Here is a 12,892-nt window from a genome sequence, read left to right as displayed (position 1 = left end):
CCGTTGATGATTGCCTATTTTCTTTTGGGAAAACGCTCGATATCGGCGATACCATAAAAGATAATCTGTTTATCTTTTAAACGTAGTCGATCGACCCTTAATTGAGTACCATCGAGAGCAAACTTATCTAAATCCATAAGGTTGTTAACATGGCTGATTAAAGCTTCTCCTAAAGCTTTCGATCTTTCGTCCCCTTGGTAAACCACATCAACAAATTGAATTTTTCGCCGTTCTTCCACAACCACAGCCGTGGTCATTTCTAGCAGAATTGGTTCTTCTTCTGCCAATTTAATTAGACTTTTGAGAGTTAAAGTTTTATCGTCATTGAGAATTAATTCTGTGTTCTGACAGTGAATTGATTTACCTTCGTACTCTAATCTTTGCAGTTTTTCGACAATAAAAGGTGTATTAAAAGAGGTGGTTAAGTCGTCTTCCGTTAAAACTACCCGCAAAGTGGCCCGCGTCGGTTGACGGAGTTTCACCTGTCCGGTAAAAATGGCACTAAAATCGATCGCCACTGCCTGCACATACAATTCCATGGCTTCGATGCGTAGGCCATTGTACATGAGCATCGACTGACCGATAAAGTCAAAACCGTCGATACTGCCTTGCAGTAATTTGGCTACGGGTTCGGCGCGGACAGTCGCTGTCAGCTTGCCTGTGCGTTTGAATAATGCAGCGATCGCAGCACTCACCACTTTACTGATGAGTTGATCGCCGCTCTGATTGGGAAAAGGTAAGCTACCAAACACGCCTGCTGTCATATCTCTCATAGGTGGAACTGCAACGATCTTAACATTATTTAAAGTTTCTTTACATATCGTTTTATTAATCAGGATGATAAGCAATCTGTATGATTCTGTAGAGGTTATAAATTTTTAGCGGTCTATCGCGTGGGAGGGGATAGGATGGAAAAACGCTACTATCCCAGTGATATAGCGTTTTTCACTTAGAAAATCGGGGTTAAAAACGTGGTTGCCATTTCAGATCAACAACCGTTAGCCGCTACCCACAACCACAGCGATCGAGTGGCGGTATTATTGATGGGATACGGGGAAGTGGAGAGTTATGAGGACTTCGCCAACTATAATGAACAGGCCTTAAATTTGCTGACGGCTAAGTTCGCTCCTGTGCCGACTTGGGTTTATCCTCCCCTAGCGAAATTATTGGCCATATTTGACCTACACGAATGGCAGCACCAGCATAATCACTTTATTTCCCCCCATAACCACATTTTCGAGCATCAAAGACAGGAAATTGAGCGCAATTTACAGGCAAAATGGGGTAATCGGGTGGAGGTATTCAAAGCGTTTAACTTCTGTGCGCCTTTTTTACCGGCACAGATATTAACGGAAATCCGCGAGCGGGGATTCGAGAAAATTTTGATCTATCCTCTCCTCGTTGTTGATTCTATCTTTACCAGTGGCATTGCCATCGAACAGGTTAACAAAGCTTTAGCTCAAGGACAAACGGGGGAACATTGGGTTAAAGGATTGCGCTATATTCCCTCGTTTTATAACCAACCCGCTTATATAGATCTAATGGCGCGGTTAGTGGAGGAAAAAATCGCGGCCGAGGTAGCTAGTAGCTGTCTTCCCTCGCAAATTGGCATTATTTTAATGAATCACGGTTGTCCCCACGAAGCTAAGGGATTTACGTCGGGAATCGATGAAAGTCAAGCTTTATACGAGTTAGTCCGGGAAAAATTAATCTATCGTTATCCCTTGATTTCTGTGGGTTGGTTAAATCACCAAACCCCCTTAATTAAATGGACGCAACCGAATGCAGAGTTAGCGGCGAAGAATTTGATTGAATTAGGGGCCAAAGCTTTAATTTTCATGCCGATTGGCTTTGCTACGGAAAATCACGAAACTTTACTGGATGTGGAGCATATTATCGAAGCTTTACGCCGCAAACACGACCAAGTTAATTATGTGCAGATGGCCTGTGTCAACAATAACCCCGAATTTTGCCGGATGGCTGCCGATTGGGCCGATGAACATATCGAAGCTTTACTGTCACAAGAGACTTTATCTGTCAATAGTTCTGTAACAATTCCTCACATTCATTCCGATCACCATCATCACCACGGACATCACCATCATCATTAAGCTTGGACAGTGGCAAAGAGGGGCAACGGCGAAAATTAGTCCTACCACTTGTCACTGTTGGAGCTATAATCTATAATTGTGCTTTCCTGGGTACGTAGCTCAATGGATAGAGCATCCGCCTTCTAAGCGGACGGTTGTAGGTTCGATCCCTACCGTACCCGTTATTGTTAAGTAGGGATTGGAAATTCTCTCCTCTTGTCCCGGGGACAATCGCTTTGATGCGGTGAGCGTGGAATTGGGTCAGTTGAATCCCGTCGGTTGATATTAATTGTGTTTAATTTAGTTGGCGATCGAGTTGAGGATCAGTCAAGGGAGAAGGCAAAGGCGAATAGGACATACTGCGCCACAATATCTCACGGAATGAGGATAGGTCGCCTGAAAAGGGGTAAAACAGGGGAAAACACCTGAAACTCCTTCTTCTGTGAATCACTGTCTTATGGCGAAAGGAGAAACAGCAGTCTAGAAAAGAGTTCTGGTATTATTTATAGACATCGCCGCGAGGTTTAATAGTTGTAATGACGTATAGATTGTTATTTCTATCTTCAAAAAACAACACTCGATACTTACCTACTCGCAATCTTAGTTCATCTCTTCCGTAAAGGGGTTTAATATCTAATTTTGTAGAATCCGAAATCAAAGTATCCAAAGCTTCAAGAAGACGAATTTGATCATTTTTAGGCATCCTTTCTAAGTAGCGTTCTGCTTGTCTAAGTAGAATATAATCAGCCAAGTTTATCTCCAAATAATTTGTATTTTAATTCTGTTGAAGTGATTCCAGTATCTCGACCGGATAAATAATCTTGCCATGCTGCTTGGCTTTCAGCAAGTTCTTCGGCTGGAATGATCTCATCGTCATCTTTTGGCGCTACGGTCGGCTTGATGATAGTTTTTAAATCCTCTAAAAGTCGCAACTTATCCGTAAGGGGAAGATTCTCTATTTGGCTGAGGATTTCATAGTAAGTTGTCATAGACCTTGATCGTATCAGATAATCCGAACACACCTCAAATAATACCACATCCAGATACTAACCAAAAATGGTAAAAGCGGTGGGCTGTTCACAACCGACTTGGTTCTGCGGTTTCTTTATCGGGATTAAGAGAGGAATGTAAAGATTTATTAAATTGTAGCTTTTAATACAGTTGTGGAGGGGGGAATGTGTATTTTTGTTTTGTCCGCCTTTGGTGTTGGGTTGTTGCTTAATCTGGCTGCGAGGGGGAGCGCTCGCACTTTGAGGAGATACATTAATGAAAACAAGTGTAATATACATAAAGGCTGTATTAACTTTATTGGGACTAACTGTGTCTCGACAAGCTAAAACATTTAACTTAAGTGAAAACAAAGACTTTTTAATAGCTCAATCTGGTCAAGTATATAAGTGTATAAATGATCATGGCAGATTTTTGATAGTGCCAGGTATTCCTGGTGCAACTTCCAGTAGGGTTAGTTGCCTGATCCCCGTGAAATCGGTAAAAAGATGTATGTACAAAAGATTTCTTGATAAAACTTTCCATCGTTGTTCTTTAGCCATACCAGCTTTAGATGGTGTTCCAGTCAATACATATTATTCCATAGGAACAACTGCGGGACTCACAACATTGTTTACTATCGATTAATTTACAGGAATATCTATCCATGTATCGATTAGTGTGGGAATCTCTGATACCTCAATATTTTTGAGAACTTGTTTCATGGCTTAAGTAGGTGCATCTACATCTTTCATTGTACCTTATCTAATCATATCTACATATCTAATAGTGTTCCTCAAATTATAACTTTCCTCCTCGCTCTCGGCACTATCGGCGCAGTTTCAACCCTGAAGCGCAAACTAAAACCCTCCCAATCCACTGAAAAAGAAACCACAAAAGTTGGCTAAATTGCTTCTAAAATACCATAAATGCTCCTTCATTCAGTCAGTAGAGGGGTTATTTTTTGTCTATTGTTTATTGTCTATTATTTAATTGCTGCTAACTAATTGACGACAAGAGCGTTTTTTTATGGTAAAATGGTTGGACTAGTGTAGATATAGTAAAAGTTGAAATGTCTGTCACCCATATTAATAATCTTCAAGACCAGATTTTGCAAAGTATTAAGACTTTACCGCTAGAAAAACAGCAACAAGTCCTTGAATTTGTCAAATCCTTACAAAAAAATTCACGTTTTCAGAAATGGGACAATATTTCAGATGCAGAAGCACAATCGTTACAAAATGAATTTGCTCAAGAGGATATTAGCTTTTCAGAAAGTATTTTAACCGATTATTTATCTCACCTTGAACAAGAGGATAAGGAATAAATGCGAGGCGATATTTATCTAGCTGATTTGAATCCGAGTCGTGGTTCAGAACAAGCTGGTATTCGACCTGTTATTATTGTCCAACATAACAATATTGATCGCTTCACTAGCACTGTTGTTGTAATTCCATTAACCAGTAATTTACGTCGCGCACAAATCCCCTGAACAATGGTTATTCCCGCAGGACAAGGAGGCTTAAATCAGGAATCAGTAGCCTTATGTTATCAAATTGTTGTTATTGATAGACAACGACTTCAACGACAGTTGGGGACACTTTCTTCTAGTTATTTACAGCAATTGGAAGATGTTATGCGATACACATTAGATTTAACATAAAACACTAATATGAATGTTTAATTAGGGTCTGCTGAATAAATCTAAAAACCTTGTTGGATAAGACTTTTGGACTTTTTTTCCCTCAAAAAGTGCCGACCTTTGGAGTGATTGGGGGGAAAATTCAGGTACTTTTTCCCTGAAAATTAGGTAATTGACCACCTGAAAATGGGTAAAACCCCAAACCCCACACCCCACACCCTGCCACCAGGAAAAACTTTTTGCCGCAAACCCTAACTAGGGATGGGAAATTCTCTCCTATCGTCTTGGGGACAATCGCTATAAGATTAGCGTACTGCTACGCAGTGCCTTCGGCATCGCACTAATAATTTTTGATCATTAATTCCCTACCAGATGCCGCCGCTCCTTGTTTATAATTATTCATGCCATACTGAAGATTCCACTCGATAATATGGGCAAAATTAAAGAGTTTTCGTATCTCTGGACAATCATCGTAGGTAATTAACCATTTAGCCTGACATTGACGCATATTATCGGCAAAACGTTGATGATCGAAGCTAGTATGTAAATTACCTCTCACACCGTACAAACGGGATTTTGTGGCACTATAGTAGGGGGGATCGAGAAATATAAAAACTTCTTTTCCCTCAGCAAATAATAATTCTTCGTAGTCTTGGTTAGTAATTTTTACCGATGCTAATAACGGCGCAATTTGGGTTAATCTGGCAATTGATGAATCAGTAAATCTACTGTTAAAAGCCGCTTGGGAATAACCCCCCGAATCCACTGTTCCCGAAAAAGTAATCCGATTTAAAATAAAAAAACGCACCGCTTTTTCAAAATCGGTTAACTTTAAATCTTCCCTTGTCAAATCTTGAAATAATTCTCGTCCGCCATCATATTTCTGTTTAATTTCTGTTATTTTTGCTACCAATAACTCAATATTTTCTTGAGCGCATTGCCAGAAACAATATAAATCATAATTTAAGTCATTAATCCAATAGGTTTTTATTTGTTGTCCAAAGAGTTGCTTAACAGCAAAAAATACAGAACCCCCACCAAAAAAAGGTTCTCGATATTCCCTAATATTCACAGGAATTTGCGGCATAATTTGCTTAATTGCCCGGGATTTCCCCCCGGGATAACGCAAGGGACTTTTAATTTTTGACATTTTATACTAAATCCGTTTATTATTGAATTCCGTCTAACGACCAAGTTAGTCCTCGTGATTCGGCTCTCTTGGGTTTGGTGGGTAAAATGTATTCTAAGATACAGTCCTGCGGGCGAGCGAGTGAAACGAACCACAAAGACACAAAGGACACAAAGATCGATCGCTCTTATATAATTTAAACTTATCACACAAGGTCAAGAAGAGCCGTGATTCTCCCCAGACTTTTACTTACTTTGTCTAGCTTGACCAACTTTTAGCCAGGCAAAGATTTGTTGTGGAGTCAGTGTCAACTCAACCCCTGCAATTACCTTAAGTTGGTGATCCCCTCTGCAAACTTCCGGCTCTTGTTGGGGAGTAAACATTAAAACAGAATAATCATCTGGATCAAGCATCCATCCTAATTTACTGCCATGTTTTAAACAATGTAAAATGTTGTCAATTACACAGTTTACCTTTTGATCCGGTGAAAGAATTTCGATAGTCCAATCAGGTGCTTCCCTAAAGTCGTCCTCTGGTTCACCTGCTTGATTGAGGTTAATTCGATTCCATGCAATTACGGCAACATCAGGAACGATCGAACGCCCGCCGAAGGTACATCGCAACTCCGGTAAGGCTGTATAATCAACAGTGTGGCTGTCAACCGCAGCTAAAAGACGTTTTTGCAGGATAGAGTGTCGAGTCTTAGGCATGGGTTTCTGAATTGCGACTCCATGCAAGTATTCCCATGCTGGAGAATCCTCCAAATATGGCAATTTGAGGAAATCTTCAAGGGTGAGACTCTCAGTCAAGGAAGTCGTCATCGTTTCAAGCAAAGGTTTTTTTGTGACTTTATTATAAATGAACTTTATCTGGGTTGCTTACCGACGATTCAGGTATATTTGAGGAGAATTTGCCCTCTCAATCAAATGGGTCGATTTCTTAACTATTCTAACTGACCAGTATCACTGGAAATGCCCACAAAGATCACAAAATTGGCCAATTGTCAATAGCATTTGAGATGCTCTCACCTTGGTTATGGCGCTTCCCACTCTTTCTTTTCTAGACACTCTGCAATTCGATATGTGTTTGCAATTCCTCCTATTTTTCCATGAGATCCTAATATTGGTAAATGGCCATATGGAGCATTCAGAGAAAAGTTAGGATCTTTTCCTTTTTTCCATCCCACTGCACTGCGAAACCTATGGTAAGCCTCTGAATTCTCATCAGTTAAATAGGGTTCACCGCCTTCACTTTTCCATATTTTTTGCTGAGTATCAAAGCCAAATCTGCCTTGACTTGCTTTTGACCACAAATCTTCAATAATCAACAAATCTTTGCAAGGAAATTCTTTCATAGTTTTTGTATCTATAAATCCTTCTCCTTCTCTATTGACCGTTTGCAACATTAGTCTTAGAGTCTCTCTATTAGCGTCCTCCCACCTATTTTCTTTAAGCAGTTTACGAAGACATGAATAATAAGCATCTCTGTTTGACGAAAATCCCTCCATAGGTTTACAAGTTACAAAGTGGCGATCATAGAAAAAATAGACAAAACCCATAATTGTAGCCAAAGCTGATAGAAAAGCTACAATTTCGATAGTAGTATGAATACCTAACTTTTTCCCAGACATACAGTCTCTCAGCTAGTCAAACGGTTGAACTCACCCGCCTTGTCAAAGTCTAGCAGAAAGTCGGGTGCAGTGATATGTCAGACAGTCGGCAGCCGGTCATAGGCTTCTGGCTCAACATCGGGAACTTTTGTTAAGATTGCCTGATACTTTTCTCGACTTCCCTTTTTGGACCTTTCTATTAGGTAATTTTCTGTCATCAACGCTGAAAGTTTCTCAGCGATCGCAGTAGAGATAAATTGATCGATCGAAATTCCATCACGAGCCGCTAGATCATCTAAACTTTTCTGTAATGAGTCGGGAATTTGAACTTGGATGGTACTCATGGTAACTTGCCTATTAATCGTAGGAAACCTGAAGGCTCAAAGCGTGGGTTTCATTTTTAACATAGCCACCTTTACTCGATCGATAAATTACGATCAAACCAATTAGATTAACCATCTACTTAACTGTTGGTTTGCGAAATTTGGAAGGAGAAGGAAAATATTCTACCCGTTCATTTTTCAGAGCTTGTGCCATGAAATCGCGCCAAATGGGAGCGGCAAAACCACCGCCGGTGATACCTTTACCTAAAGTGCGGTTTCGGTCATCTCCAATCCACACTGCGGTGGCTAATTGGGGAACATAACCGACAAACCAGACATTTTTCTCGTTATCGGTAGTACCGGTTTTTCCCGCTGCCGGACGACCGATTTGGGCCGAGGTGGCTGTTCCTCCCTGAATAACTCCCTGTAGGACAGAATTGAGGGAAGCGGTGGCCCAGGGGTCTAAAACTAGCTTCGGTTTGGGTGTATTATCGAGCATGACGTTACCACGGCTATCAGTAACACGCATGATAAAGGTAGGCTTAGAATGCCAGCCATTACTGGCAAAAGTAGCGTAGGCCCCCGCCATTTCCAGAGGAGTCACATCCACGGAACCCAAAGGTAAAGAGGTGACGGCAATTAAAGGACTCTCGAAACCCAGCAGACGACAGACTTCAATGACTTTATTTATCCCGACACGACGACCGAGAATAACTGCGGGAATATTCAGAGACTGCATCAGAGCGCTACGCAGGGAAACTGGACCAGAAAAGCCGCCACCGTAGTTTTTTGGGCTATAGAAGCCGCCGCCCTCGCGAAAACGGATGGGAGCATCATTAACCACGGTTTCGGGGGTAAAACGACCACTAGCGAAGGCAGTATAATAGACAAAAGGTTTAAAAGCTGACCCCGGTTGACGACGGGATTGAATAGCTCGGTTTAATTGACTTTTATTGTAATCAACGCCACCGACGAGCGCCTTGACGAAATGGGTGCGGGGATCCACCGCAACTAGAGAAATTTGTAGGTCTTTGGTACGAATACCGCGACCACGCAAGCCATTATAGGCCCGTTGAATGGTGGACTCGGCCATGTTTTGAAAGTCAAGATCGATCGTAGTTTGAATCCGCATTCCCCCTTTAATTAGAGTTTCTTTGCCAAATTTTTGCCGCAATTCTGCCACCACTGCATCGGTGACATAGGGTAACTTACTTTCTTGCCAAGCGGTGGGTTTACCCAGTTTCAGAGGTTCCTTGAAAGCGGCCTCTTCCTGTGCGGGGGTAATCCAACCTAAGCTACGCATCCGACTGAGAACCAGTGCCTGTCTTTCCTTGGCGGTTTTATAATTATTAAAAGGACTATAAACTTCCGGCGCTTGGATTAATCCGGCCATCATCGCCGATTCTGCTAAATTTAACTCGGAGGCGGGTTTATTAAAATAACTTTTAGCGGCGGTTTGAACTCCGTAATTATTATGACCCCAATAGATATTATTGAGGTACATTTCCAGAATGTCATTTTTGCTAAAAACCTGTTCTACTCGTATTGCTAGGACTGCTTCAGCTAATTTACGGCTAACGGTGCGAGCATGGGAAAGAAAGATATTTTTGACTAACTGCATGGTGATGGTAGATGCACCTTCCACCACACCGCCACTTTTCCAGTTAGCGATCACTGCCCGGCCGATACTATTAGGATTAATACCACGATGGTGATAAAAATGGCTATCTTCGATCGCCATCACTGCGCGTTTTAGATTGGGAGAAATTTGATCGAGTTCCACCACTTCCCGATGCGCTTCCCCGTGTAAGCTGGTCAGGGGTCTGCCTTTAACATCGTAGATATAACTGGTTTCCGTGGGGACATAGCCCTGTAAAATCCTCACATCGGGTAGATTGCGGTAACTGATCGCTAATCCTACCACAGACCCCGTCACCACGGCCGTGGATACCATCAACAGGCCGAGAGCGGTTCCCCCTGCGACTCTAGAGACTCCCTGAAGAAAGCTATCGGGAGAACTACTGGACTGCTGCTCTTTGTCTTGATTGCCGAGGGTACTGGTGGACACGATGGTTACAATTTCCTTTTTCCAAGAGGGGACTGATCGATCGAACTGGCTTGAAAGTCTATTCTATAGGTTTTGTTAAAAAATCGAATACTAGCTTACAGCAATTATGGCCGATCTGGCTCTAGATTCGATCGGCCATGGCAGGGGGATTAGGAGCAGCATAGTTAGATATCAGGGACAAAACAGGGTATCGCGGGTATTTCTGCCAGTTATGGGGTTAGTTCCTGTGGCTATCTCACAAAGATACTTTTCCACATCGGAGCGAATAATTGCATCGGTAAAATCGGCTCCGTCGATAATTGCACCTTTGATTAAAATGTTAGTGGCAAAAGCTCCTTCGAGAACGGCATTGGTAAAGTTGGCTCTGGTTAAACGGGCCGATTCTAAATCCACATTTCTCATATTGGCATCGCTAAAGTCGGCCCCCTCCAAGTTGGCAGAAAAAAAGCGTACTCCTTCCAGATTGGCATGACTGAAGTTACTACCGCGCAGATTAGAGTGATCGAAGGTGGAATCGCGCAAATCCTGCCCCCCAAAGTCATTATCGGTCAAATTGCGGTTATTGTAACTTAGCGCTTGGGCCGGAGCTAAGGAGAATAATAATACTAATATACTAGCAAACAAGATTAGTAGAGTTTTTCGAGAAAATTGCGCCATATTGCCACCTGATCAATCAACCTTTTCTATAATAAGCTGTACTGGATTTAAACCGCCTATCGGGAATTGTAGTACAAATGCTCGAACTGGCCGCCCCTCTATAGTTTCTCAACACGATTTATTATCATTACCCGGCACTCGTTGACAATTATCCCCAGATTTACCAAGAGCGATCGATCTGCTAGATTTTTGATGTTGGATATCTTAGATAGATATGGCTGGTCATAGTAAATGGGCAAATATTAAACGACAAAAAGCCCGGGTTGATGCCAAAAAAGGGCAAACTTTCACCCAGTTATCCCGGGCCATTATCGTGGCTACCCGTAACGGTGTTCCCGATCCGGCGGGCAATTTTCAGCTACGCACGGCGATCGAAAAAGCCAAGGCGGCCGGTATTCCTAATGACAATATCGAAAGAGCGATCGCTAAAGGGGCGGGAACTTGGGAAAATGACTCGGCTTTTGAGGAAATTCGCTACGAGGGTTATGGTCCGGGGGGTGTGGCGATCCTGATCGAAGCACTGACCGATAATCGCAATCGCACGGCTGCGGATCTGCGGGCGGCTTTTAGCAAAAATGGCGGTAATTTAGGTGAAACGGGCTGTGTGGGCTGGATGTTTGACCATAAGGGGGTAATTCGCCTTGAGGGAACTATTGATGAGGATAAGCTTTTAGAAGCTTCCCTAGAGGGCCAGGCCCAATCCTACGAGTTTTTTGACAGTGAGGAGGAAGGTCAAGGAGCAGAAGTGTTTACTGAGGTGTCTAACCTGGAGAGATTGAATAAGGTTCTGCAAGCAGCGGGATTTAAGGTCAAAGAAGCAGAATTACGCTGGATTCCCACTAATACCCTAGAAGTGAGCGATCGAGACCAGGCCCGTTTTTTATTGAAGTTAATCGACACCCTAGAATCCCTCGATGATGTGCAATCGGTGACAGCTAATTTTGATTTAGTCGAGGAATTGATGTTACTGGATATGTGATCCTAAATTCCCGGACTGCTCACTGATTCTAGGCCCAATCAAGAAATAATCTGTCCCCAAAATCGCGTAAAAATTCGGGTTCCGTAAAAATCGATCGCTCTGGCCATGATTTTTAACCTTTGACACACAGCACCTGCTTGAGAGTGGCGACAATTTCCACTAGATCTGCCTGTTGATTCATCACCTGTTGGATCGGTTTATAAGCTCCCGGAATCTCATCAATAACGCCCTCATCCTTGCGGCATTCAACCCCTTGGGTTTGGGCGATTAAATCATCAAGAGTAAAGGTTTTTTTAGCCAGATTTCTCGACATCAAGCGCCCGGCCCCGTGGGAACAGGAACAGAAGCTATTATGTTCTCCTTTACCTTTAACAATATAAGATTGCGCTCCCATGGAACCGGGGATAATGCCATAATCGGTTTCTCTAGCGCGGACGGCTCCTTTGCGGGTGACATAAACCTCCTCCCCAAAATGAATTTCTTTTTCGGCATAATTGTGATGACAATTAACTACTAAGAGGGGTTTAGTTGGTTTGCCTCCCGCTAGATGTTTTTCAACAATCCGTTTAAATCTAGCCATCATAATTTCCCGATTATAACGGGCATATTCCTGGGTCCATTGTAGGTCATGCCAGTAGGCGGTAAATTCTTCTGTACCGGCGACAAAGTAGGCCAAATCGAGGTCGGGTAATTTACATTCTGCTAGTTTGGCTAACTCTTTGGCAGTATCAATATGACATTGGGCCAGTTGATTACCAATACCTCTAGAACCGGAATGGAGCATTAACCAAACTTGATTGTCTGTATCTAAACAAATTTCGATAAAGTGATTACCACCCCCCAGAGAACCCATTTGTTTAAGGGCTTTTTTCTCTAGGTTTTGTACACCTCGATGAATCTGTTTAAATTCCCCCCATTTTGACCATTTAGTCACTTCCCGATCCACTTCTTTATTTTCCGCAAAACCGACGGGAATATTCGCCTCTATATCGAGGCGAATTTTTTTAAGTTTTCCCTGCAATTGTTCACCAGTAAAAGGCATTTTTAGGGCAGCCATGCCGCAACCGATATCGACTCCGACGGCGGCGGGAATTACGGCATCTTTGGTGGCAATCACCGAACCGACTAAAGCACCTTTACCCAAGTGAACATCCGGCATTAAAGAAATGTGTTTATAAACAAAAGGTAGGGAGGCAACATTTTTGGCCATTTGGGTTTCTTGGGGTCCCAATTCATGGCCCGCCCAAGATAAAATCGGTGTCGGGGTAGAAAGTTCCAGAGTTTCGTAAGCCATAGTTTTTATGAAATAATCAGATAAAAGGCGGATGCAACTAAGACAATAAGGCAATTGAGATTCTGCGATGAATTAGATAAATTGTGATCGGCGATCGTGTTTTAACACAGAGGA

General features: G+C 42.4%; 14 protein-coding genes, 1 tRNA gene and 2 pseudogenes. 7 read left to right on the top strand and 10 right to left on the bottom strand.

From position 1 onward, the window contains the following. Nucleotides 1–14 precede the first annotated feature (14 nt). Nucleotides 15–773 (bottom strand): LmeA family phospholipid-binding protein, encoded by a 759-nt coding sequence (locus ACQY1X_RS06110; protein WP_002777666.1) that lies wholly within the window; start codon nucleotides 771–773, stop codon nucleotides 15–17. Nucleotides 774–971: 198 nt separating this feature from the next. On the opposite strand from ACQY1X_RS06110, the gene ACQY1X_RS06105 reads away from it, so the two are divergent. Then, complete coding sequence (locus tag ACQY1X_RS06105) at nucleotides 972–2,111, top strand: ferrochelatase (protein WP_430014182.1); 1,140 nt, start codon at nucleotides 972–974, stop codon at nucleotides 2,109–2,111. A gap of 88 nt (nucleotides 2,112–2,199) precedes the next feature. Next, nucleotides 2,200–2,272 (top strand) — tRNA-Arg (locus tag ACQY1X_RS06100). A gap of 317 nt (nucleotides 2,273–2,589) precedes the next feature. Here ACQY1X_RS06100 and ACQY1X_RS06095 read toward each other — a convergent pair. Both ACQY1X_RS06095 and ACQY1X_RS06090 read right to left on the bottom strand, forming a co-directional pair. Next, nucleotides 2,590–2,793: a type II toxin-antitoxin system RelE family toxin gene (locus ACQY1X_RS06095; protein ID WP_002731958.1), complete on the bottom strand. Its 204-nt coding sequence runs from the start codon at nucleotides 2,791–2,793 to the stop codon at nucleotides 2,590–2,592. 40 nt (nucleotides 2,794–2,833) lie between these two features. Further along, nucleotides 2,834–3,079, bottom strand: coding sequence for a hypothetical protein (locus ACQY1X_RS06090; protein ID WP_002734321.1), 246 nt, complete (start codon nucleotides 3,077–3,079; stop codon nucleotides 2,834–2,836). A 277-nt stretch (nucleotides 3,080–3,356) separates the two neighbouring features. On the opposite strand from ACQY1X_RS06090, the gene ACQY1X_RS06085 reads away from it, so the two are divergent. The 4 genes and pseudogenes from ACQY1X_RS06085 (at nucleotide 3,357) to ACQY1X_RS06070 (ending at nucleotide 4,740) form a co-directional block, all read left to right on the top strand. After that, entirely contained in the window at nucleotides 3,357–3,725 is a 369-nt protein-coding gene (locus tag ACQY1X_RS06085; protein WP_430015484.1) for a hypothetical protein, read from the top strand. A gap of 164 nt (nucleotides 3,726–3,889) precedes the next feature. Next, a pseudogene (locus tag ACQY1X_RS06080) lies at nucleotides 3,890–3,985 on the top strand (PEP-CTERM sorting domain-containing protein); the annotation flags it as partial. Nucleotides 3,986–4,149: 164 nt separating this feature from the next. Then, complete coding sequence (locus tag ACQY1X_RS06075) at nucleotides 4,150–4,404, top strand: hypothetical protein (protein WP_430014180.1); 255 nt, start codon at nucleotides 4,150–4,152, stop codon at nucleotides 4,402–4,404. Next, nucleotides 4,405–4,740: pseudogene (locus ACQY1X_RS06070) on the top strand (type II toxin-antitoxin system PemK/MazF family toxin). A gap of 319 nt (nucleotides 4,741–5,059) precedes the next feature. Here the strand turns inward: ACQY1X_RS06070 and ACQY1X_RS06065 are convergent. From ACQY1X_RS06065 to ACQY1X_RS06040, 6 genes are all read right to left on the bottom strand, one after another. Next, on the bottom strand, nucleotides 5,060–5,869 hold the full coding sequence (locus ACQY1X_RS06065; RefSeq protein WP_430015483.1) for a DNA adenine methylase: 810 nt from the start codon (nucleotides 5,867–5,869) through the stop codon (nucleotides 5,060–5,062). Nucleotides 5,870–6,093: 224 nt separating this feature from the next. Beyond that, nucleotides 6,094–6,669: a Uma2 family endonuclease gene (locus ACQY1X_RS06060; protein WP_430015482.1), complete on the bottom strand. Its 576-nt coding sequence runs from the start codon at nucleotides 6,667–6,669 to the stop codon at nucleotides 6,094–6,096. 212 nt (nucleotides 6,670–6,881) lie between these two features. Continuing rightward, nucleotides 6,882–7,478, bottom strand: a complete 597-nt coding sequence (locus ACQY1X_RS06055; protein WP_002746508.1) for a GUN4 domain-containing protein — start codon at nucleotides 7,476–7,478, stop codon at nucleotides 6,882–6,884. Between the two features lie 77 nt (nucleotides 7,479–7,555). Then, on the bottom strand, nucleotides 7,556–7,801 hold the full coding sequence (locus tag ACQY1X_RS06050) for a CopG family transcriptional regulator (protein WP_004162257.1): 246 nt from the start codon (nucleotides 7,799–7,801) through the stop codon (nucleotides 7,556–7,558). Between the two features lie 115 nt (nucleotides 7,802–7,916). Beyond that, nucleotides 7,917–9,848 (bottom strand): transglycosylase domain-containing protein, encoded by a 1,932-nt coding sequence (locus ACQY1X_RS06045; RefSeq protein ID WP_430015481.1) that lies wholly within the window; start codon nucleotides 9,846–9,848, stop codon nucleotides 7,917–7,919. 171 nt (nucleotides 9,849–10,019) lie between these two features. Beyond that, nucleotides 10,020–10,505, bottom strand: coding sequence for a pentapeptide repeat-containing protein (locus tag ACQY1X_RS06040; protein WP_002734112.1), 486 nt, complete (start codon nucleotides 10,503–10,505; stop codon nucleotides 10,020–10,022). A 214-nt stretch (nucleotides 10,506–10,719) separates the two neighbouring features. Here ACQY1X_RS06040 and ACQY1X_RS06035 point away from each other — a divergent pair, with 214 nt between their 5' ends. Next, nucleotides 10,720–11,484, top strand: coding sequence for a YebC/PmpR family DNA-binding transcriptional regulator (locus ACQY1X_RS06035; protein ID WP_430014176.1), 765 nt, complete (start codon nucleotides 10,720–10,722; stop codon nucleotides 11,482–11,484). A 112-nt stretch (nucleotides 11,485–11,596) separates the two neighbouring features. On the opposite strand, the gene ACQY1X_RS06030 is transcribed toward ACQY1X_RS06035, so the two are convergent. Then, the gene (locus tag ACQY1X_RS06030) at nucleotides 11,597–12,778 is read right to left on the bottom strand and encodes an RtcB family protein (protein ID WP_430015480.1); all 1,182 of its coding nucleotides are present in this window, start codon (nucleotides 12,776–12,778) and stop codon (nucleotides 11,597–11,599) included. Nucleotides 12,779–12,892: the final 114 nt, after the last annotated feature.

The organism is Microcystis protocystis FBCC-A270 (assembly GCF_050500235.1).
In the GTDB taxonomy this organism is placed as follows: Bacteria; Cyanobacteriota; Cyanobacteriia; order Cyanobacteriales; family Microcystaceae; genus Microcystis; species Microcystis ichthyoblabe_A.
Note: the sequence above shows the minus strand (reverse complement) of the source record. Positions and strands in the feature narration are given on the sequence as shown.

Excerpts from the sequence above, each read along its gene's own strand:
- ACQY1X_RS06110 (WP_002777666.1), bottom strand. The coding sequence starts at position 773 with ATGAGAGATATGACAGCAGGCGTGTTTGGTAGCTTACCTTTTCCCAAT.
- ACQY1X_RS06095 (WP_002731958.1), bottom strand. The coding sequence starts at position 2,793 with ATGCCTAAAAATGATCAAATTCGTCTTCTTGAAGCTTTGGATACTTTG.
- ACQY1X_RS06090 (WP_002734321.1), bottom strand. The coding sequence starts at position 3,079 with ATGACAACTTACTATGAAATCCTCAGCCAAATAGAGAATCTTCCCCTT.
- ACQY1X_RS06085 (WP_430015484.1), top strand. The coding sequence starts at position 3,357 with ATGAAAACAAGTGTAATATACATAAAGGCTGTATTAACTTTATTGGGA.
- ACQY1X_RS06075 (WP_430014180.1), top strand. The coding sequence starts at position 4,150 with ATGTCTGTCACCCATATTAATAATCTTCAAGACCAGATTTTGCAAAGT.
- ACQY1X_RS06065 (WP_430015483.1), bottom strand. The coding sequence starts at position 5,869 with ATGTCAAAAATTAAAAGTCCCTTGCGTTATCCCGGGGGGAAATCCCGG.
- ACQY1X_RS06060 (WP_430015482.1), bottom strand. The coding sequence starts at position 6,669 with ATGACGACTTCCTTGACTGAGAGTCTCACCCTTGAAGATTTCCTCAAA.
- ACQY1X_RS06055 (WP_002746508.1), bottom strand. The coding sequence starts at position 7,478 with ATGTCTGGGAAAAAGTTAGGTATTCATACTACTATCGAAATTGTAGCT.
- ACQY1X_RS06050 (WP_004162257.1), bottom strand. The coding sequence starts at position 7,801 with ATGAGTACCATCCAAGTTCAAATTCCCGACTCATTACAGAAAAGTTTA.
- ACQY1X_RS06040 (WP_002734112.1), bottom strand. The coding sequence starts at position 10,505 with ATGGCGCAATTTTCTCGAAAAACTCTACTAATCTTGTTTGCTAGTATA.
- ACQY1X_RS06035 (WP_430014176.1), top strand. The coding sequence starts at position 10,720 with ATGGCTGGTCATAGTAAATGGGCAAATATTAAACGACAAAAAGCCCGG.
- ACQY1X_RS06030 (WP_430015480.1), bottom strand. The coding sequence starts at position 12,778 with ATGGCTTACGAAACTCTGGAACTTTCTACCCCGACACCGATTTTATCT.